This window comes from uncultured Paraglaciecola sp., from assembly GCF_943787955.1.
Classification (GTDB): domain Bacteria; phylum Pseudomonadota; class Gammaproteobacteria; order Enterobacterales; family Alteromonadaceae; genus Paraglaciecola.
On the sequence record NZ_CALSOK010000002.1, the window covers coordinates 72,015 to 93,773 of the forward strand.

The following is a 21,759-nucleotide window of genomic DNA, read 5'->3' on the forward strand; positions in this document are numbered from 1 at the left end:
GAAAGAATAAACAGAAAAAAATAGACAAAACGCATGGGAATATCTCTTAAACAATTATATACCCCTAACATTAACGGTATTTGCTAACAAACAAAAGCGATGTGAATAAATTGATAATGATAGGACATGTCAATTTTTCACGTGTCACAGTGAATCAAAGGTCAATAGGTCCATTGCCATAACAAATTAATTAATACCATGGGCAATAAGCGTAAAGGCGAACTCCTCAGCAGAGTCTTTTAAACGTCCATACCTACCAGTATTAGAGAAATGCCCTGCCCCCATATTGATGCGCATCACCAATAAGTTATTGTCAGTTTTGGTGGCTCGCATTTTGGCGGTCCACTTTGCGGGCTCCCAATACGTCACTCGCGGGTCGTTTAATCCGCCAGTGACTAGCATGGGGGGGTATTCTTTGGCTTGAATATTGTCATAGGGAGAGTAACTTTGGATGTATTCAAATGTTTGTTTGCTCATCAAAGGATTACCCCATTGGGTCCATTCAGGGGGAGTAAGTGGTAAAGTCGCATCTAGCATGGTATTAAGCACATCAACAAAAGGGACTGCTAAATTCACTGAACGCCATAAATCAGGCGCTTGATTGACAACGGCACCCATTAATTCTCCCCCTGCACTTCCCCCCTCTATGGATATATTACCCTTAGCAACATAACCTTGGTCGATTAGGTGATGAGCAACATCAACAAAGTCATTAAAGGTATTGGTTCGCTTGTCCAATTTGCCATCTAAGTACCACTGATAACCCATTTCATCTCCACCTCGCACATGAGCGAAGGCATAAACAAAACCTCGGTCAAGTAAACTTAAACGTGTGATAGAAAAGTTAGGCTCAAGCCCCATAGCATAGGCACCGTAAGCGTAAAGGTATAGAGGCTGGGATCCATCTTTCTTAAAGCCCTTTTTATACACAATGCTGATAGGTATTTTCGCGCCATCACGGGCCTCAGCCATAATACGTTCAGTGGTGTACAAGCTTTTTTCGTAACCAGAGGGAATGATTTTTATTTTGCGTAAATTAAGGGTTTTACTGGACACATCGTAATCATAGACACTGTCGGGCGTAATCATTGATTCGTATCTGATCCGCACGTGTTTTTGCAAAAACTCTGGGTTAGCACCTAAGCTGACACTGGCCACTTTTTCAGGTAACAGTATTTCATGGCTAGCCCCTTGATTAGGTAAAATACTGATCGACTCTAGCCCTTGAACACTTCGACCAATAACCACAAAGTCTTTGAACACCTGCAAATCTTTAAAATATCTCGTATTTGAACCTACAAATACAGTCTGCCATTGATCGTAATGCACTTGATCTTCTTTGCTTTTAGCGATTCTAAAGTTGACGTGAGTATCATTGGTCAACATATAAAAATACCCATTGCCATGGTCAACGTCTAGCCTAAAGTTTTGATCTCGCGTGTTAAGCATTTTTGGGGCTTGACTTAAGTCTGCCATGCTTACCACCGAGACTTCTGTTCTATCAGAATCACCTGTGGTTAATATCAAATACTGCTGACTACTGGTGAGGTCAAAATCTAAAAAAAAAGTTTCATCAACTTCACTAACCAACACCCTATCTTGATTTTGTTGAGTTCCCAACTTATGCACGTTGACACTCAATGTCCTCCATTTATCTTTTGCTAACAAAGAATAGATAAGAAGTTGGCTATCTTGGCTAAACAGCATAGAGCCTGCAGCATCGACTAATTCATCTTCAAGGTATTCATGCGTGGTTAAATTTTTGATTTTAATGATACTTCGTTCGCTGCCATCAATATCGACCGAGTAAGCTAAGTAGTCATTGTCTGGGCTGATATCCCAATCACCTAAATCGAAATATTCGTGTCCTTCAGCCAACAGGTTTTCATCCATAAATATTTGCTCAGACTCACTGTCTAACTTTCGCCGAGCCCAGGTTTTATATTCTTTACCAGGCTGAAAATACCACCGATACTCATAACCATTTTTTGCCCAAGGCACAGAGGAGTCAGTTTCATTTACTCGCCCTTTAAATTCTTCAAATAAGGTATCAACCAGTTTTTTATGGGGGGTGAGAAAGTTTGCATAGTAGTCATTTTCAGCCTTGAGGTAATCCAACACCAATTTATCGTTGACTTCTGGATAATCCTGATCTCTTAGCCAATGATAATTATCAGTTAAGGTCAATCCATGATATTGCGCCTTATAAGCTTGTGTGTTTGCTTCTGGTTGAGACATTTCTAACTGTTGTAACCTAGGAAATATCTTGTCTTCTGGCTCAGAATTACAAACGCTTAAAAGTGTGGTCATAGCGGCAGCTCCCAACATGAAAAAAGGTGAAAAAAATGACAAAAAGAACATTCCTTTGGCATCAAAATATTTTCTTATTTTGAAAAATGAATACTGATCCCACGGAACATAGCATAGTGTTTGGCTGCCCAGTTTAAACTTTTGTCCGTAAAACGATAATTAGCTGAATTTTTAACTATGACTAAGTTTTGATCTGGATCGACATAGATGTATTGATTGTAAATGCCCTGAGCAGAAAATTCGTCTTCAGCACCAAGTGGTAACCACCATTGATACCCGTAACCAAAAGAAGATGATGATGCGGGATTGTCTTTGCCTGCCACAAGATGCGGCGCAACGGCTGAAGTAGAGTCAATCACCCATTGCTTGGACACTATTTGCTGTGTATGTCCCTGTTTGTCAGTCCAAGTGCCTTGATTAAGATACAGCCAACCTAATTTAGCGTAGTCACGCAAGGACACATTGAGTCCCCCTAAAGCCAATTCCATGCCATGATCATCTGCTAACCAAAAGGCTTGATGCTCCATACCTAGAGGTTGCCAAATTTTTTCAGATAAATAATCAGTTAAGCTTTTCCCTGTCGCACGGGTTAACACCATACCAAGCACTTGCGTATCAATACTCACATAATGATGATAAGTGCCTGGCTCTTTTTCTCGAACTAATGAAGCTGAAAATTCATCTAAAGACGTGCCAAAAGCGGTGGCTCGGGAAAATCGATTAATGTCAGAATTAAAGTCGCTATAATCTTCGTTAAAACTGACACCTGAGGACATTTGCAATACGTTTTTTATACTGACGCCCTCATAGCCACTGCCTATTAATTCGGGGACATAATCAGTCACCGCCTGTTCGATACTCGTCACTACCCCCTCCTCAACAGCAATTCCCAGTAAGGCTGATACAAAGGACTTAGCCATAGAAAAAGAGATATGTTGTTTGTTTTTCTCATGACCAAGCCAATAATCTTCATAAACAATGTTTCCATTTTTCAACACCAACAGACCCGTTGTTTGGCTATCGGTGATAAAGCCTTGAGTAGAGATAGCATTGCTGTTGTATTCAAATGAATCAGGCAGTGCTTGGGTATCCACTGGAAAGTAAAATGGCTCTGCGCTTGCAGGAATGACAGTTGCATTAAACGATTGATACATGGTCAGGAAATTATTAACGATTTTGTCTTGATCATACAAAGTGACGGCGGTGTATAAACGCACAAGGTTTTTTTGATAAACACTGACCACTATCACTACAATAATGAACACACACACTATGACTTTTTTTACACTGAATAGCTTTTTCATTTGACCCTTTATTCAACACAGTAAGGTGAGACTTAATTCACTACCTTAAATTAGCCTCACACCAAAAACCACCTTATAAACTGACAAAAAAGAAAAACCGAGAATAATCAGCTCGGCTTTTGATACATCAATGATTCAATGAAATCAGAATGTTATCCTTGTTTGAAACACCAATATGATTGGCACCCTGGCTGCCCTCCAAGGGGAAAATACACCGCGGATAGAACCGATAACCAATGCGAGTAACAAAATATACCCCATCGCTTGAAGCCCTATGTTTTGGTCGAGTAGTAAGTTAGGTGAAAATCTGACTGAGTGTTCAGATGCCACTTTAAAAATAGGTCAGGATCCAAATTCTAAAGTTTTAAGCACCGCTATTATGCTCCCGATTGCCATAAGCAGTAATACTTGTCATATTTTAATTCAAGAACTGACTGAAGATTGCTTTCGATCTATTTTAAGCCGTTGAAGTAATTCACTTCTATCCTTCACGCCTTGACATGCAGACAAGAAATGTTCTCTGTGCTCAATACAGAGTTGGCAAAAGCCATTTAGTAAAAGTGCATCTGTAACAGGACTAATTATTACCTCTAGTTAGAAAAAACAAATAGACCAAAAGTCACAATATGCCTGTGACAACAGCCATTAATGACTAAAAAACGCTAGGTTAGAACAAGTGAAATGTGGGTACTCGATAGATGGACAATTATAACAAATTGCTTTTATTCGTTTTCAAATCGACTAAGAGTGTGAGTTCGTCAGAAAAAAGACAGGAAAACTCGCTTCCCTTGCCAACATCACTTTTAACTACCAAGTGAGAGTTGTGGTGGGATAAAACATGTTTGACGATAGACAACCCTAGACCAGAGCCTCCCGTTGTTCGCGATCTTGCTTTGTCTACACGATAGAAACGCTCTGTAATACGCTCAATATGTTCTGATGCAATACCATCTCCATTATCTCTAACACTAAACTTAGCCTGATCACCTTTCAGGGACCATCTTACTTCTATCACACCATTGTTAGGTGCGTAATTGATGGCGTTGAAAATAATATTAGAAAATGCGCTACGCAATTCAGACTCAATACCGTAGACATATAAAATTGGTGATATATCGAAGAATATTTTATGTGACTTTTCACGATTGAGTGCTTCTGCTTCAGCATGAATTTGCCACAACAATTGAGGCACATTCACCATTTTTTCGAAGACTCTTTCAGTGCTGGCTTCAATGCGTGACAACACCAGCAACTCTTCAATTAAATCTTGCATACGAATAGATTGGGAGCGCATTTCAGATAGAGCTTTTTTCATTACTGGTGCAGGTAGTTCGCCATTTTCTGGCAACATCTCCAAATACCCATTAATCACCGTTAAAGGCGTTCTCAACTCATGAGAAACATTGGCCACAAAATCTTTACGCATTTTTTCAATTTGAGTCAGGCGCGTCACATCACGAATGAGTATCATCAAATTGTCATCTTCGTAAGGTACTACTCTACACTCTAATACTTTGCTGGGATTAATAGGAGAGATAATTTCTATCGGCTGTTCAAAACGATTAGCGTGATAGAACTTGATAAACTGCTCATCATTAATACAATCATATACTTTACGCCCCATATCTTGGGGCCAACGTAAACCCAGCTCGATTCTTGCCAATCGATTACACCAGGTGATTTCAGAAGAATTATCAACTACAATTGCTGCGTCGGGAAGTGCTTCTGAACCCTGCCGAAAACGACGAATAATGTCACCTAAAGATTTACGCTTATTACGATTTTTTAAATTAGTGCCATAAATTCCTTGGTAAATATGCGACCAAATACCCCAGGCAGTAGGAGGAGAAATCTTTTTACTGTGCCATAACCAATAATTAAGCGTATAAATTCGCCAATACTGCCATACAAGCAGTATAAAAGTTCCCATCAACAAAATTAGGGCTAACTGCTCAATATATAAGCCAAGTAACGTGCAAGATGCCATAAAAATAATGACTCTTGCAATGCTTCTTAACCAAGGAAATGAGGGATGCATCTAGGTGCTATATTCCTGTTTTGGGATTAAAAAATATGTGTGTTTCTGAGAATTAACATTCGACTGCATTTATCACACTTTGCTGGAAAAACGGTAACCTGCACCACGCACTGTTTGGATCATATTATCATGTGAAAACTCAGACAAGGCTTTACGTAGCCTTCTAATATGCACGTCTACTGTTCTATCTTCCACATAAACATTTGTCCCCCATACATTGTCCAAAAGCTGTTCACGGCTATATACCCTCTCAGTATGGGTCATAAAAAAGTGTAAAAGTTTGAACTCTGTGGGTCCCATATCAATGGGCACGTCATTAGATGTCACGCGATGAGACAGAGGATCAAGTTTCAAACCTTGGTAATCAATAGCATCTTCGCTGGATGTGGGTGATACACGTCTAATCACGGCTTTGACTCTCGCCACCAGTTCTTTTGGTGAAAAGGGTTTAGTTACGTAATCATCAGCACCCGCTTCTAAACCTCTTATTTTGTCTTCTTCTTCGCCTCTGGCAGTTAACATAATGATTGGGATGTCTCGAGCGTATTCATGTTGCTTGAGTTTTTTGGCTAGTTGCACACCCGTGCCACCTGGCAACATCCAATCGAGTAAAATCAAATCTGGAAAAGGCTCTACTATTTTGTCTAACGCTATTTGATAATCTTCAGCCTCAACGGTTTCATAACCTGATTTTTCAAGTACAAACTTTAACATTTCGCGGATGGGAGCTTCGTCTTCCACCAGTAAAATACGTTTTGCCATTTTTATATTCCTTGCTAAAGCAACAACTCTTTAGATTATTCATATTTTGTGTGACATTTTTATGACGATCAGCATTTTAGTCTTTATTTATATCGCTAAAACAATAATTTAATAAATCAAAGACTTTTAAAAATGTTGATTAGACTGCTCCTCAAAAGACATTATTGCTCAATCGGCTATCTACACATACAACCCAAAAATAGGATTTGCAGCGAAGTCTAAAGCGGTTTAAGCATGGCGGCAACCGTTGTGGTCTTTATCATTAGGTATTGGCATAGGTGGTGATACTTCGTGTATCACTTAAATGCTTAAAACGGTGCCGAGCAGTTTACTGAAATGGAACTTCAAAGGTAATCACATCCTAGACATCTTGTTTATTTTTTTTATTCCGCATATTCTCTAGCAGCTGTTTAAATTTAAGGAGATATAAACTTCAATGTCAAACGTTAAGCAAGGCTTATCAACAAAGCTTCTAACCAGAGTGCTGGCAGTTTATTTTATCCTTACGCTACTAGTAACTGCAGGCCAGGTTTTCGCCGAATATTTAAATGCTAAAAGTCATATTGAAGGTGAGCTTAAAACCTTAAAAAACACCTTTAGTACTAGCTTGACTCGGGCTATTTGGGAGCTCAATACCCCTCAAGCAAAATCTATTGCAGTAGGTTTAATGGAACTGTCCATAGTTGAAGGTGTGCAGATTCGAGATGAAAACAGCAAGTATATAGCCGATTTGGGACGTACGTTTAAATTAGTCGGTGAGTCTGTTACTAATGGTGTGGTGAGAAATAACGCAGGCGGAACGTTTGGCTATAGTTTTCCCTTGATATTCCAATTCTCCGGTCGAACATCACTCGTCGGTGATGTCACTTTATATTCAAGTTCAGCCATTATTTTTAGTAGAATAGAAGTGGGAATATTTTTTTTGGTTGGTAATGCCATCGTTAAAACTGGATTTTTAATATTTTTATTTATGAGTGCATTTCGCACTATGCTGACAAATCCCCTGAATAAATTAACCCAACAAATTACTGATTTCAACTTAAACCACCCTGAAGCCTCCAAGCTTGACTTAAACATTGATGAAGACAATGAATTAAAGGTGCTGGAAACTTCTTACAATAAATTAATCGATGAAATGATTGAGTTTCAATCCAAACTTGCAGGCACTCAAAATCAGTTACAACAAGCTAACCTGAAATTAGATAAACAGAATATTTCATTGGAACAAGAGGTGGCTAAAAAAACAGCCACTTTGAGCAGAATTATGTTGGACTTAGAACAACAAAAAGATGATTTATTAATTAATCAACATGAACTGCGCCAAGAAAACGAAAATCGTCAATTTATCGAATATGAACTACGTAAACGAAATACGGAGTTAGCTGCATCGATGGAAACTATTGAAGTAGCTAAAGATAAATTAGTTGAATCAGAAAAAATGGCTTTATTAGGTAACTTAGTAGCTGGCATTGCACATGACGTCAATACGCCTTTAGGTATAAGTGTAACGGCAGCCAGCTCTTTACATGACGGAGTCAAAAAAATTAAAGCCGCCTACAATGATAAAAAGCTAACAGGTGATACCATGACGGTGTTTTTGACCGAGGCCGAGCAAACCACCACGTTACTCGTCAACAATTTAAACCGTGCATCTGATCTTATTTCAAGTTTTAAACAAATCGCTGTTGACCAAACGAGTGAAGTAGAAAGAGACATCAATGTCAGTGAGTAATGAACAGAAGTCGTACAATCTTTAACCCTAACTTCAAAAAGACTCAGCATACTATTGATATTCATTGTCCGGACGATTTGTCTATTAAATGTGCGCCTGGCGTGTTGGCACAAATATTAACCAATATGATTATCAATTCTCTGATCCATGGTTTCGCAGATAAACCCAAAGGAGAGCGTAAACTAGATATCTTGAAGCAAGACAACAACCTTATTACTAACGACTGTGACAATGGAAGACGTCTCGATGAGGCAACATTAAACCGCCATCACGATGCATTTTATACTACCAGAAGGGGGGAATGGAGGAAGTGGCTTAGGTACACACATTATGTACAATCTAATGACCCAATCACTAGGTGCCAATATAGAAGCATTTAGTCAACCTAACAATGACCTGTAATACAAAATCACTCTCCCCGTTTAAGTAAAACCCATTAAGGCATATTTATGTCCTTTCACATAGTAGATAGAGTTAATTCCTGATAGTCTCTATGACCATTTTTAATAGCGCAATTCTGCGCCAAGGTGTTTTATATTTTTCGCAATCCGAGCAGCAGTATGGCTTTAGATTGAACAACACTTGAATTTTGAAAGATAGACAGCCCCTCACTCTTAGCGGATTATTTTATGTGGTTTAAAAACCTAAAACTTTATGCAATTACCCAAGACATGGATTTCAAAGAACAAGACTTTGAAGACAAACTTGCTGAATTTAAATTTCGCCCTTGTGGCAGTCAAGAATTAGCCACTATGGGGTGGGCTTCTCCCTTTAATCAAGGGGAGACTTTGATCCACGCAACAGCCGGTAGGATTTGGTTAACGCTAAAGAAGCAAGAACGTATCTTGCCAGCTGTAGTGGTGAATGCAGAACTTGCAGACAAAGTAACGCTAATAGAAACCGAAACAGGCTCTCCTGTCGGCAAAAAAGCCCAGCAGGATATGAAACAAGAGATAATTCATCGTTTGCTGCCCCAAGCGTTCACCAAAAATAGCTATACACACGGCTTCATTTCTACCAAAGATCATTTAGTTGTAGTGGATTCGTCTGCAGATGGCAAAGCTGAGGCTTTCTTAGCCATGTTGCGCAAAGCCATAGGCTCCTTACCTGTTGTACCTTTAGCTAGACATTCTGTGCAGGCAAATTTAACCTCATGGTTAAAAGATGACTCAGCGCCAACAGATATTAGTGTATTAGAAGAAGCAGAACTAAAAGCATTGGAAGAAGATGGCGCCAGTATTCGTTGTAAAAATCAGGATTTATATAGCGAAGAAATCAAACATCATTTGGAAGCTGGAAAATCAGTTCAAAAAATTGCAGTTGAGTGGAGTGAAACACTCACGGCAATCATTCAGGAAGACTTAAGCATCAAACGCATAAAATTTACCGATGTTATAAGAGAACAAAACGACGACATACCTAAGGATCAGATGCTTGCTCGATTGGATGCAAACTTTGCGCTAATGTCGGGTGAAGTAGTTCGTTTCGCTAAGCGTCTGAAAGAAATATTTAACTTAGACGATGAAAAAGTGAGTTAGCACACAGGGAATATTCGTTATTAGATGCTGGTTCAACCCAGCATCTATCTGCGAAACAACTTAAAATGTTATAGAAAAATTTGCTTGGCGTTATCACATAGTTCGTTAAATTCGTCAGAAAGTAACGCAGATAAATCATCAATAAGACCTATATCTACAGCCCCTTTAAAAATTTCTTCTTCATGATTATTAAATTTTCCACAAAGTGCTGAAGCAACCCTGACCAAGTCTAAGTAAGAAACAGTATCGGAAGTCACAGACAAATCTTTACAGTTTTGAGTAATATCTACAAACTCTGGCTCAAAGCCCCACTCAATCATGATACTTGTGCCAATTTTACCCGCTAATTTCTCTAGAGCAACGTCCAAAAAGGTAGGGTTAGCAAATACATCCGCATGGCGCTCAGCCTCGGTTAATATTGGTAACACACCAATATTATGTATCAACGCAGCCAACATCATTGAGTCAAGGTTAAGCGCGCGGTTTTTGGTTTGATTAGTATGTATTTGCAATACCGCCATAGAGCTAGCCACAATGTCAATAGTGTCGACCCAAATACGAGACATATAACCTTTTACAATGTCATTTTTAGAAACAAACAACTGCTCCATTGCCAAAGCAGTAGCAATGTTTTTAATTTGGCGTAATCCAATACGCGTTACCGCCTGCTGTATCGAGGTAACTTTTACACTTCTTCCTAAATATGCACTATTAGCTATTTTTACCAGACGTGCACTTAAGGATGGATCTTGGCTAACAACGTCAGCCATCGCACTTAGATTGATGTCCGGATTGTCAGCTGCTTTCCTAACCTTTAATGCCACTGCAGGTAATGTGGGTAGAACCAATGTATCGTTATGAATTTTTTCTACCAAAATAGTAAGAAGCGCGTTTTCTGTACTCATATGTTTATATTATATCCTGTCAACAAACCGACTCTAGAATAAGTCTCTTTTATCTCACCCAAGATTATTTATCTGGTGAGTTAGTTAAAGTATTTTAGCTAATGGAACAGCGGAAAAAATTGATAATAAACCCTAGCACACTTTTTTGTGGTTTCTAGTTATGATAAACGCATTAAAAGCTAAAAATTTGTTATCTTTCCATTGAATTAAATCAAAGTAAATAGCGTATAACAACAATTAAAAAAGGAAGACGCAATGAAAATTCTTTCAAAATCATATATTTCAGCCATCGTATTAGTTGTTGGTTCGACATTGGTTTCATCTTGTAATAAACCAGTAAATAACGATACTCAGATACAGCAACCTTTAGACATGTCTACTGATAAAAAAGTAATGTTATCTCTGATTGGGGACTATGAAAACAGGCTCAATATTTATTTCCCTGTCACTTTGTCTGCAGACTTAAGCCATCTAAGTGCTAACCAGAAAAAAATGTTAGCTATTTTGATTGAAGCGTCAGTCATTATGGACGACTTATTCTGGCAGCAGGCATTTGATCAAGATAAGAATACATTTTTATCTCACATTAATGACTCTAAAGTGCAAGATTTCGCGGCAATTAACTATGGCCCCTGGGACAGATTGAACGGGGATCTGACTTTTTTATCCAATACAGCCGAAAAACGATTAGGCGCACAGTTTTATCCCCCAGACATGACAAAAGAAGAATTTGACATCAGCGACTTTGCAGATAAAGACGGCCTGTACTCTATGGTACGCAGAGATAAAAACGGGAATTTAACAGCTATCCCCTACTCCACTTTCTTTGCAAAAGAATTAAAAAACGCTTCACAACTCTTAAAAAAAGCCGCCACTTTAGCTCAGGACACAAGCTTTGCTGATTACCTCAAGTTACGCGCTGAAGCGTTATTAACCAATAATTACCAAGCTTCAGACTATGCATGGATGGAAATGAAGAGTAACCCTATTGAATTAGTCTATGGTCCCATTGAAACATATGAGGATCAGTTGTTTGGGTATCGAGCAGCATTTGAGTCTTATGTATTATTGAAAGATTTGGATTGGAGTAAAAAACTCAGTAAATACGCATCATTCTTACCTGAGCTACAACAAGGCTTACCCGTTGATGCACAATACAAAGCTCAAATGCCCGGCGCAAATGCTGACTTAAATGCCTACGATGTAATTTATTATGCAGGCCATTCCAACGCTGGTAGTAAGACAATTGCCATCAACTTGCCTAACGATGAAGAAGTACAGCTGAAGAAAGGCACACGAAGGTTACAACTCAAGAATGCGATGCAAGCAAAATTCTATAACATATTATTACCTATTTCGGAGCAGTTGATTGTGCCTCAACAGCGTCAACACATCACCTTCAACGCTTTTTTTGCTAATACCATGTTTCATGAAGTCGCCCATGGACTAGGTATCAAAACAGTATTAGGCAGCGAACAAACTGTCCGACAGGCTTTGAAAGAACATGCATCAGCATTAGAAGAAGGCAAAGCCGATATCTTAGGACTTTATATGGTGCAGCAGCTGTTAGCTAAAGGTGTAATTGATGAAGGTATGCTAGAAGACTACTATGTAACCTTTATGGCGGGTATTTTTCGTTCTGTTCGTTTTGGTGCATCCAGTGCCCATGGCAAAGCCAACATGATCAGATTTAACTTTTTTCAGGAATACCAAGCTTTTAGTCGTAACCAAGATGGCTTTTATCAAGTAGACATGCAGAAAATGGGTAAGGCTATTGATGCCCTATCAAATGAAATACTTACTCTGCAGGGTGATGGGGATTATGAAGCCGTAGCAAAATTAGTGGCAGATAAAGGCGTGATCAAAGCACAACTGCAGCAAGACCTTGACAGATTAACGGCTGCTGATATTCCAGTTGACATAGATTTTAAACAAGGGGTTAAGGTACTAGGACTTTAATCGAAACGAAATATGCCACGTATTGAGCTTATCGGCAGCTCAATACGTGATGTATCAGAGTGTTTTAAGCTTGTTTTGATAGGGTGGCCATCCCATCGCCTTACCTGCTAATACGTGCAAATGAATGTGAGACACGGTTTGTCCGCCGTTTTCGTTACAATTCATCACAGCCCGGTAACCATCTTGGGCAAAGCCATGTTTATTCGCTAATTGTGCTGCCACCCAATATAAATGACCAACTAACGCTTTATCGTCTTCTTCAATATCATTAATAGTCGTGATTGGCTTTTTGGGGATGACCAAAAAGTGAATAGGCGCTTGGGGATTAATATCACTAAACGCCATAGCTAATTCATCTTCATAAAGAATATCAGCTGGGATTTCTTTATTAATAATTTTTGTAAAAATAGTTTCACTCATATTTAAGGCCTTTTTATCAGTCCACTCTTAATAGAAAACAAACATTAGTAATAACGAGCCCAATAACAACCGGTAAATCACAAACGGCAACATACCAATTTTGGAGATCCACGCTAAAAATAGATAAATGCAAGCATAGGCACTGACAAATGAAAATACTGCACCAAAAATGAGCGCATTCCAATCCACAGCATTGGGATTTTGTAGCAATTCTAGCGTTGAAAGTAGACCAGCACCTAGGATCACAGGTATAGACAATAAAAATGAAAATCTAGCCGCACTTTCTCTGTCTAGACCTATCATCAAGCCAGCTGTCATAGTGATACCCGAACGTGACGTACCGGGGATAATAGCAATAGCTTGAGCAAGACCGATAAAAACAGCATTTCTCCAAGTGATTTGATGCACATTTTTAGCTTGAGTGGCTTTACTATCTGCAAACCAAAGTAGCAAACCAAAGCCAATAGTCGTAATAGCAATGACTAAAGCTGACCGACCGTATATCTCTATAATATCCTTAAAGAAAAACCCAAACATCACAGCCGGGATAGTGCCAATGATGATCCACCAAGCTAAACAACTGTCCTGTATTTGATTTTGACTCAAACCATGGCGAAACCAAGCACTCGTCAAGCGAAAAATATCCGCACGAAAGTAAATCATCACCGCTAACAAACTACCTACATGCACCGCCACATCGTAAGCTAGGCCTTGGTCATTCCAACCTAACACCTCTGAAGGTAAAATTAAGTGAGCTGAACTAGATATGGGTAAAAACTCAGTCAATCCTTGAATGATCGCCAAGATAATAATTTCAAACAATGTCATTTGTCAGTTGGACTCCAATCAAAATTAATCGCCCACAGCTTTTGTTGGCTTTTGTCATATGCTTGCCACAGGCTGGCGTAGTTTTTATTGGCTACTGGGTGGACTTCATCAGCGGCAATCTCAGCTAAAGGTTTTAATACAAATGCATTATAAAGCACCTCCGGCCGAGGTAATTCAATTGGCTGGGAAGTCACCTGGCAATCATATAGCAACAAATCTAAATCGAGCGTTCGGGGAGCAAACTTTTCTTCCCCACGCTGACGTTTGTTGTCTTGTTCAATTCGTTTAAGAACCGAACATACCTGCTCGATGGATAACGTAGTATTAGCCTTAACTACCAAATTATAAAAATTATTGCCTTCAAATCCGACTGATTCACTTTCAAAAACCGAGGAAAGTGTCAAATCACCGAAAGCAAGATACATACCCAGTAGTCCAGCTTTAGTGTGTTTTTCTTTATCTACATTGCTACCGACACTGATATAGATAATATGTGATTGTTTGATGTCAATACTCAAAGAGTTTGATCCTTAGTAAATTCAACCGCAACATTTTTAGCATTCGCTAGAATATCAGGCTTACTCAACTTTAGGCGCACTGTTTTAAGGTTTGGAAAGGATTGCAGCAACCAGTCAACCATATGACTTGCTAAGGCTTCTATCAGTTTAAATTGGCTTTTTGCAGCAAAGTCGCTAATGCCTTGCGCTATTTGGGCATAATTAAGCGTATTGTTAACATCGTCTGTTTGAGCTGCCTCAGAAAGGTCAGCACTGAGTTCAACATCCACTATTAATCGTTGTTGATGTTCTCTCTCCCAGTCATATACGCCAATCAACGCTAAGACCTCAAGTCCTTCAATATGAATTTTATCCATTGGTGATCCGCGATGCTTTTTAAGGGGGGTTGGTATATTCTGTTGAATTATAACCCATTTTTTTAATACAAGTACATGACAGCACTAACTATATTAATCTTTGCTGCGGCCTATTTACTGGGTTCTATTTCCAGTGCCATTTTAGTCTGCCGACTATTCAGCTTAGGTGACCCCAGAAAACAAGGTTCAGGCAATCCAGGCGCGACCAATGTATTTCGCCTTGGCGGAAATTTTCCGGCCGCGTTAGTATTAGTATTTGATGTACTTAAAGGCACCCTGCCAGTTTGGGTTAGTTATTACTTAGGTTTAGAGCCTATTTACTTAGCCTTTGTGGCTGTAATGGCATGTTTAGGCCATATGTTTCCATTATTTTTCGGGTTTTCTGGAGGTAAGGCTGTTGCCACAGCCTTTGGCGCCATATTACCTCTAGGGCTAGATCTAGCCGCTTTGTTAATGATGACATGGGCTATTATGGTTCGATTAACAAATTATTCTTCTGTGGCTGCCATTCTGTCAGTCAGTCTAGCACCCGTATTCACCGCACTACTAAAACCTGAATACACTTTGCCAGTGGGCATATTAAGTGTACTAATCGTCCTACGTCACAAAGACAACATAATAAGACTTTACCAAAAGCAAGAGCCCAAAGTACGCAACAGAAAAAATACCAAATAACCTAGACTAAGGTTAAATTCATGATGAGAATTGCAACTAATACCACCTCAAAATGCGAATTTCAGAGGTGGTATGGGCATAAAGGTTAATTGCAACTTAAATAGCCGCCAATTCTTCCAAAGACCAACGAGGTCTAGCTTTGGTCGATAAGCATTCGATTTCACCGGCTTTTAGACGCTGTAATCCGGCATAGGCGATCATGGCACCGTTATCAGTACAGAATTCCAACCTAGGATAAAACACCTCTCCTTGAATAGATTTCATCATGGCAGCGAGATCTTCTCTCAATTGTTTATTGGCACTGACACCACCTGCAATAACCAAACGTTTTAAGTGTGTGTGTTTTAAGGCGCGCTTGCATTTAATGGCCAAAGTATCGACCACAGCTTCTTGGAAAGCAAAGGCGATATTTGCTCGGGTTTGCTGCGAGCCATCAGATGCTCGAATAGTATTTGCTGCGAATGTTTTTAAACCACTAAAACTAAAATCTAAACCTGGTTTTGTGGTCATGGGCCGTGGAAATTTATAATGCCCTGCCTCACCTTTTTCAGCTAATTTTGCCAGTAAAGGCCCCCCTGGGTAATCTAGACCAAGTAACTTAGCCGTCTTATCAAAAGCTTCTCCTGCTGCATCGTCTACTGATTCACCTAATACTTCGTATTGACCAATACCTTCAACTTTCACCATCATCGAATGACCACCTGAAACCAAAAGTGCCACAAAAGGAAATTCTGGTGCTGAAACATCTAACATAGGAGCAAGCAAGTGCCCTTCCATATGGTGCACCCCCACAGCGGGTTTATTCCATGCATAAGCCAAGCTGCGCGCCACTGATGATCCCACTAACAAAGCGCCGACTAAACCGGGGCCTTTGGTGAAAGCGATACCATCTATGTCTTTGCCAATGCAATTCGACTCTTGCAACGTTTTTTTGATCAAAGGAATCAACTTACGAACATGATCTCTAGAAGCAAGTTCTGGAACAACACCACCATAATCAGCATGGAGTTTCACTTGACTATATAATTGGTGGGACAATAACCCTTGATGGTCATCATAAATTGCCACACCGGTCTCATCACATGAGGTTTCAATTCCTAATACACGCATTAATAACTTCTAACAAAAATACTTTAATTTAACGGTATTCTACTGATAAGCGGTCAAACCTCCAATTTAATATGACATTTGTTCGAATTAATCAGGTATTTAGGCTATCAAGACTTTACATCCTTTAAGGATATGATTAGAATTCCGCTCCATTTTTAACCGAGCTGGCTATACATTATACCGGCACGATATAGTTTTATTTTTGAGGTAAGAGTTTAATGCCAATCGTTAAAGTAAGAGAAAACGAACCTTTTGATGTTGCATTACGTCGTTTTAAACGATCATGTGAAAAAGCAGGTGTACTTTCTGAAGTTCGTCGTCGCGAATTTTTTGAAAAGCCTACTTGGGAACGTAAGCGTAAGAAAGCTGCTGCTAAGAAACGTCTTTTGAAGAAGTTATCTCGCGAAAACGCCCGTCGCATCAGATTATACTAAATATCTTCTGAAGCGCGTTTTTTGTGGTCTAAAACCCACGCGTTTTAAGTGATTTTACACACATCATTTTTCGTTTTCATTGAGTCATTCCATGTCATTATTAGATGATTTAAAAAATGCACAAAAAGATGCGATGCGTGCCAAAGACAAAATGCGTCTTGGTACTATTCGAATGGCTTTGTCTGCAGTAAAGCAACATGAAATCGATGGGCGTGTTGATCCTGATTATATTGCTCTGGATGAAGATGGTATTCTTGCAATATTGATCAAGATGGTAAAGCAACGAAAAGATGCAGCAAGTCAATATGAGGCTGCTGGTCGTCAAGACTTGCTTGATATCGAACTAGCAGAAATTGTTATTTTACACGACTTTCTGCCAAAACCTCTCAGCGAAGAAGAGCTTGATGCTTTGATCTTGCAAGCGATGGTGGAATCAGATGCCTCGGGGATGCAAGATATGGGTAAAGTCATGTCTTGGTTGAAACCTAAAGTTCAAGGCCGTGCTGATATGGGGCTATTAAGTGGTAAGATAAAAGCCAGACTTAATTCATAGTAAATCCCATACACAGTTACAATTTTCAAACCGCACTTCGATGCGGTTTGTCTGTTTTAGTGGATGTATAAAATTTAAATATGCCAAACTATATGGCACAATACTTATTCCACCTCAAGTTGCGCATTTAAGATCAAATGGGGCGCTTTTATTCAAGGCGCGTCGATGACTGAATGTTAATCACCTTCTGAATTGGCGTAACGAAGAAGTGGAATACCACAGTCCCTTAGGGCGGGTTTTAAAACGATGTATGTCGGGCGCCAAACACTGCGTGGGTTATTATTGACTTAGATGACTAAGCCTACAAAATAGTCTCATTGCCTAAATCGTTTCAAACTCCTGCTTAATCCGTCACCTTAAGGCGGTATGGGTATTAATTCAGCCGTTTTTGTTAATTGAGAAAGTATAATGTCTGGTCGTATCCCCCGCGAATTTATTGATGACATTATTGCTCGTACAGATATAGTTGAACTTGTTGACAGTCGTGTGCGGCTTAAAAAAGCTGGCCGTAATCATCAAGCTTGCTGCCCTTTTCACGACGAAAAAAGCCCTTCCTTTACTGTTAGTCAAGACAAACAGTTTTATCACTGCTTTGGCTGTGGTGCCCATGGTAATGTCATTTCATTTTTAATGGAATTTGACCGCTTAGAGTTTCCAGAAGCCATTGAAGAATTGGCGCAATATCATAGTATCGAAGTGCCACGAGAAAAAGGCGGTGCCCCACCACCATCAGCTGAGCAAAAACAACAAAAAGAAAGCGATTACGAGTTAATGGAAAAAGTGGCTAAATTCTTTGCCCAACAACTCAGAATTCACCCCGACAAAGCTAAAGCAGTCAATTACTTAAAAAATCGTGGACTCAGTGGTGAGATAGTTAAAGCTTTTGATATGGGGTATGCACCACCAGAATGGGATTCAGTACTCAAAAATTTCGGCGTAAGCCCTGAATATCAGCGACAATTACTTGACCTAAAACTTATAACCGAAAATGACAACAGAAGAAGGTTCGATTTTTTCCGCGATCGAATTATGTTCCCTATTCGTGACAAGCGCGGACGTGTTATTGGTTTTGGTGGCAGAGTATTGGACGATGGTGGCCCAAAATATCTGAACTCACCCGAAACTCGCATATTTCATAAAGGACATGAGCTATATGGCTTCTATCAGGCAAAACAAGCTCATCGCAATTTAACCCGGGTAATGATTGTCGAAGGTTACATGGATGTTGTAGCACTTGGACAATTTGGTATCGATTATGCTGTTGCATCTCTAGGCACCGCCACCACAGCAGAACATATTCAAATGTTATTCCGCGCTACCAGTGAAGTGGTGTGTTGTTACGATGGTGATCGTGCAGGCAGAGAAGCGGCTTGGCGTGCCTTAGAAAATGCCCTTCCTTATCTAAAAGATGGGGTGGAGATGAAGTTTCTGTTTTTACCCGATGGCGAAGATCCTGATACATTAGTACGTAAAATAGGTAAAGATATTTTTGAGGAAAGCTTGAAGAATGATGCTGTCCCTTTGTCAAAATTCTTCTTTGATAATTTATTACAACGTCATCACGTTAGCAGCAATGAAGGTAAAGCTGCTTTAAAAGCCGAAGCCATACCGCTAATTCAAAAAATAGTCGGCGATAATATTCGTGAAATTTTATTATCCGATTTAAGTAATCATATGGGTGACCAAAACAAACATAAATATGAGCGTGATGTTGCTCAAGCAAATCTGAGAAAAACACCTAAGAAATTAGACTTCAGCACACCGAATAAAAGTACAATATCGCCGATACGTATGATGATTAGATTACTACTAGATGATCCTAGTTTAGCGATAAAATGTCAGGCCGCTGATCCAACTCAGCTTGTGTCAGTAGATATACCAGGTATATCAATGTTAATAACCCTTTATCAATTTTGTTTAAGCAAACCACTGGCGAATACGGCTCAAGTCTTAGAACATTTTCGTCATCATCCACAAAGCGCTCAGTTAGCTAAATTAATGATGTGGGAATACGCCGAACAAAACCAAGCTGCGGTGTTTGAAGACAGTTTTGCCAAACTTTTAGATTGGCATTTAAACAGCCGAATGGATGAATTATTTTCCAAGTCCAGAGTGAGCAAATTAACCGATGCAGAAAAACAGGAACTTAATCTTCTTGTAAAAGAACACAAGTAACCTTGTAAAAGAACAAAAATGACCCAAGATCTAGCCCTATGCGTAATGAATCTGTTATACTGGTAAATTGGCTAACATAGCAGCAAATACACATTACTGACTGGGTGTATTAAGCAAGTTAAAGCGTAAATTCTCTCTAACGAGGGGTTTTGATGAATATTCAACTAATTCGAGAAGCGTAAGTTATATGGTGCAAAGCAAGCAGTCGCAGATAAAACTCCTCATTGCTAAAGGTAAAGAACAAGGCTATTTGACTTTTGCGGAAGTTAACGACCACCTTCCTCAAGATATTGTCGATTCAGATCAAATGGAAGACATCATCCATATGATCAATGATATGGGCATCAAAGTATTTGAAAGGGCTCCTGATAAAGATGAGCTTTTGATGCAAGAAAGCGATACTGATGATGAAGCAGCTGAAGCCGCAGCAGCAGCTCTTGCTACTGTAGAAAGTGAGATAGGTAGAACTACTGACCCAGTGCGTATGTACATGCGTGAAATGGGCACAGTTGAGCTTCTAACCCGTGAAGGCGAGATTGTTATCGCCAAACGTATCGAAGAAGGTATTAATCAGGTTCAGTGCTCTGTCGCTGAATATCCTGAAGCCATTACCCATTTGCTTGACCAATGGGATATGTTTGAAGCTGAAGAAATTCGTCTTAGCGATATCATCATCGGTTTTGTTGATCCAAACGAACAAGACGTAGCACCTACTGCTACCCACGTTGGTTCTGAATTATCTAAAGAAGAACAAGAAGATTCAGACGGTGATGATGATGATGAAGAAGAAGAAGAAGACACAGGCCCGGATCCTGAATTAGCACGGGAAAAATTCACTGCACTTCGTCATCAATATGAAAAAGCCCGAGATGTTATCGATGCAAAAGGCCGTTCTCATAAAGAAGCTCGTATTCAAATTAATGAATTAAGCGAAGTTTTCAAAGAATTTAGACTGACGCCTAAACAGTTTGATCGTATGGTAAAAAACATGCGAAGCATGATGGACAGAATTCGTGTGCAAGAGCGCATAGTGATGAAACACTGTGTTATCACAGCAAAAATGCCGAAAAAAGACTTTATTAAAGCCTTTGCAGGCAATGAGACATCTACCGTTTGGTTATTCAAAATACTCAACTCTACATTACCCTATGCAGAAGAGATGAGAGAGCACCAAGAAGAACTTGAACGCGCCATTAGCAAAATGAATACGGTAGAAGATGAGACCGGATTAATTATTGCCGATATCAAAGATATCAACCGTCGTATGTCGATTGGTGAAGCCAAGGCTCGTCGTGCAAAGAAAGAAATGGTCGAGGCCAACTTGCGTTTGGTTATTTCTATTGCGAAAAAATATACTAACCGTGGTTTACAGTTCTTGGACCTTATCCAAGAAGGTAATATTGGTTTGATGAAAGCGGTAGATAAATTTGAATACCGTCGTGGTTATAAGTTTTCAACTTACGCCACTTGGTGGATACGTCAGGCGATCACTCGCTCGATTGCTGACCAAGCACGTACTATCCGAATTCCTGTTCATATGATCGAAACGATCAATAAACTGAATCGTATATCACGTCAAATGCTTCAAGAAATGGGCCGCGAACCCACACCTGAAGAGTTGTCAGAACGCATGTTGATGCCTGAAGACAAAGTCCGTAAGGTATTGAAAATCGCTAAAGAGCCTATTTCAATGGAAACGCCTATCGGTGATGATGAAGATTCACACTTAGGTGATTTCATCGAAGATAGCACTATAGTACAGCCTTTAGACTCAGCTACAGGTGGAAGCTTAAAAGATGCCACTCAAGAAGTGTTAGCTGGCTTAACCGCACGTGAAGCCAAAGTTTTGAGAATGCGCTTTGGTATCGATATGAACACCGATCACACGCTTGAAGAAGTAGGTAAACAGTTTGATGTCACCCGTGAACGTATTCGTCAAATCGAAGCGAAAGCATTACGTAAGTTACGACACCCTAGCCGCTCTGAACAACTGAAAAGCTTCTTAGACGAATAAAAAAAAGCCTCAGCACTTTCTGAGGCTTTTTTTTGTCTGCGAAATATTGTCTCGTAAATTAACATCGAACTATAGGTGCATAGCGCAGATTACGCGATAGACGGTATATACCTCATCAGTTTATTGTT

17 protein-coding genes and 1 pseudogene are annotated in these 21,759 nt (G+C 39.6%); 8 read left to right on the forward strand and 10 right to left on the reverse strand.

Annotation, left to right across the window (positions count from 1 at the left end; translation table 11 throughout):
* Positions 1 to 186 precede the first annotated feature (186 nt).
* The 4 genes from Q0Y52_RS00995 to phoB form a co-directional block, all read right to left on the reverse strand.
* Positions 187 to 2,310 (reverse strand): S9 family peptidase, encoded by a 2,124-nt coding sequence (locus Q0Y52_RS00995; RefSeq protein ID WP_297816840.1) that lies wholly within the window; start codon positions 2,308 to 2,310, stop codon positions 187 to 189.
* Between the two features lie 74 nt (positions 2,311 to 2,384).
* Positions 2,385 to 3,614, reverse strand: coding sequence for a serine hydrolase (locus Q0Y52_RS01000; RefSeq protein WP_297816841.1), 1,230 nt, complete (start codon positions 3,612 to 3,614; stop codon positions 2,385 to 2,387).
* Positions 3,615 to 4,320: 706 nt separating this feature from the next.
* On the reverse strand, positions 4,321 to 5,652 hold the full coding sequence (gene phoR / locus Q0Y52_RS01005) for a phosphate regulon sensor histidine kinase PhoR (protein ID WP_297816843.1): 1,332 nt from the start codon (positions 5,650 to 5,652) through the stop codon (positions 4,321 to 4,323).
* A gap of 72 nt (positions 5,653 to 5,724) precedes the next feature.
* Complete coding sequence (gene phoB, locus Q0Y52_RS01010; protein ID WP_297816846.1) at positions 5,725 to 6,414, reverse strand: phosphate regulon transcriptional regulator PhoB; 690 nt, start codon at positions 6,412 to 6,414, stop codon at positions 5,725 to 5,727.
* Positions 6,415 to 6,850: 436 nt separating this feature from the next.
* On the opposite strand from phoB, the pseudogene Q0Y52_RS01015 reads away from it, so the two are divergent.
* Both Q0Y52_RS01015 and rdgC read left to right on the forward strand, forming a co-directional pair.
* Positions 6,851 to 8,548: pseudogene (locus Q0Y52_RS01015) on the forward strand (ATP-binding protein).
* A 227-nt stretch (positions 8,549 to 8,775) separates the two neighbouring features.
* Entirely contained in the window at positions 8,776 to 9,684 is a 909-nt protein-coding gene (gene rdgC / locus Q0Y52_RS01020) for a recombination-associated protein RdgC (protein WP_297816848.1), read from the forward strand.
* 68 nt (positions 9,685 to 9,752) lie between these two features.
* On the opposite strand, the gene Q0Y52_RS01025 is transcribed toward rdgC, so the two are convergent.
* A complete protein-coding gene (locus Q0Y52_RS01025) occupies positions 9,753 to 10,589 on the reverse strand; it encodes an HDOD domain-containing protein (protein WP_297816850.1) in 837 nt (278 codons plus the stop codon).
* Positions 10,590 to 10,844: 255 nt separating this feature from the next.
* Here Q0Y52_RS01025 and Q0Y52_RS01030 point away from each other — a divergent pair, with 255 nt between their 5' ends.
* A complete protein-coding gene (locus Q0Y52_RS01030; RefSeq protein ID WP_297816852.1) occupies positions 10,845 to 12,548 on the forward strand; it encodes a Zn-dependent hydrolase in 1,704 nt (567 codons plus the stop codon).
* 54 nt (positions 12,549 to 12,602) lie between these two features.
* On the opposite strand, the gene Q0Y52_RS01035 is transcribed toward Q0Y52_RS01030, so the two are convergent.
* Genes Q0Y52_RS01035 through folB form a run of 4 tightly spaced genes read right to left on the reverse strand, consistent with a single transcriptional unit; the run spans position 12,603 to position 14,670 of the window.
* On the reverse strand, positions 12,603 to 12,968 hold the full coding sequence (locus tag Q0Y52_RS01035; protein ID WP_297816854.1) for a histidine triad nucleotide-binding protein: 366 nt from the start codon (positions 12,966 to 12,968) through the stop codon (positions 12,603 to 12,605).
* A 27-nt stretch (positions 12,969 to 12,995) separates the two neighbouring features.
* Positions 12,996 to 13,796, reverse strand: coding sequence for an undecaprenyl-diphosphate phosphatase (locus Q0Y52_RS01040; protein WP_297816858.1), 801 nt, complete (start codon positions 13,794 to 13,796; stop codon positions 12,996 to 12,998).
* Complete coding sequence (folK, locus tag Q0Y52_RS01045) at positions 13,793 to 14,314, reverse strand: 2-amino-4-hydroxy-6-hydroxymethyldihydropteridine diphosphokinase (RefSeq protein ID WP_297816860.1); 522 nt, start codon at positions 14,312 to 14,314, stop codon at positions 13,793 to 13,795. The genes Q0Y52_RS01040 and folK overlap by 4 nt, the downstream gene beginning before the upstream one ends.
* Positions 14,311 to 14,670, reverse strand: coding sequence for a dihydroneopterin aldolase (gene folB / locus Q0Y52_RS01050; protein WP_297816863.1), 360 nt, complete (start codon positions 14,668 to 14,670; stop codon positions 14,311 to 14,313). The genes folK and folB overlap by 4 nt, the downstream gene beginning before the upstream one ends.
* Before the next feature lie 75 nt (positions 14,671 to 14,745).
* On the opposite strand from folB, the gene plsY reads away from it, so the two are divergent.
* Positions 14,746 to 15,345 carry a glycerol-3-phosphate 1-O-acyltransferase PlsY gene (gene plsY / locus Q0Y52_RS01055; RefSeq protein ID WP_297816865.1) on the forward strand — a complete coding sequence of 200 codons (600 nt, stop codon included), beginning with the start codon at positions 14,746 to 14,748 and terminating at the stop codon, positions 15,343 to 15,345.
* Between the two features lie 96 nt (positions 15,346 to 15,441).
* Here plsY and tsaD read toward each other — a convergent pair whose 3' ends face one another.
* On the reverse strand, positions 15,442 to 16,455 hold the full coding sequence (gene tsaD, locus Q0Y52_RS01060) for a tRNA (adenosine(37)-N6)-threonylcarbamoyltransferase complex transferase subunit TsaD (protein ID WP_297816867.1): 1,014 nt from the start codon (positions 16,453 to 16,455) through the stop codon (positions 15,442 to 15,444).
* A 218-nt stretch (positions 16,456 to 16,673) separates the two neighbouring features.
* Between tsaD and rpsU the strand changes: the two genes are divergently transcribed.
* The 4 genes from rpsU (at position 16,674) to rpoD (ending at position 21,631) form a co-directional block, all read left to right on the forward strand.
* The gene (gene rpsU, locus Q0Y52_RS01065) at positions 16,674 to 16,889 is read left to right on the forward strand and encodes a 30S ribosomal protein S21 (protein ID WP_006991319.1); all 216 of its coding nucleotides are present in this window, start codon (positions 16,674 to 16,676) and stop codon (positions 16,887 to 16,889) included.
* A 91-nt stretch (positions 16,890 to 16,980) separates the two neighbouring features.
* The gene (locus Q0Y52_RS01070) at positions 16,981 to 17,442 is read left to right on the forward strand and encodes a GatB/YqeY domain-containing protein (RefSeq protein ID WP_297816875.1); all 462 of its coding nucleotides are present in this window, start codon (positions 16,981 to 16,983) and stop codon (positions 17,440 to 17,442) included.
* Between the two features lie 408 nt (positions 17,443 to 17,850).
* The gene (dnaG, locus tag Q0Y52_RS01075) at positions 17,851 to 19,617 is read left to right on the forward strand and encodes a DNA primase (RefSeq protein ID WP_297816878.1); all 1,767 of its coding nucleotides are present in this window, start codon (positions 17,851 to 17,853) and stop codon (positions 19,615 to 19,617) included.
* A gap of 100 nt (positions 19,618 to 19,717) precedes the next feature.
* Positions 19,718 to 21,631 (forward strand): RNA polymerase sigma factor RpoD, encoded by a 1,914-nt coding sequence (rpoD, locus tag Q0Y52_RS01080; RefSeq protein ID WP_297818073.1) that lies wholly within the window; start codon positions 19,718 to 19,720, stop codon positions 21,629 to 21,631.
* The last annotated feature ends 128 nt before the right edge of the window (positions 21,632 to 21,759 follow it).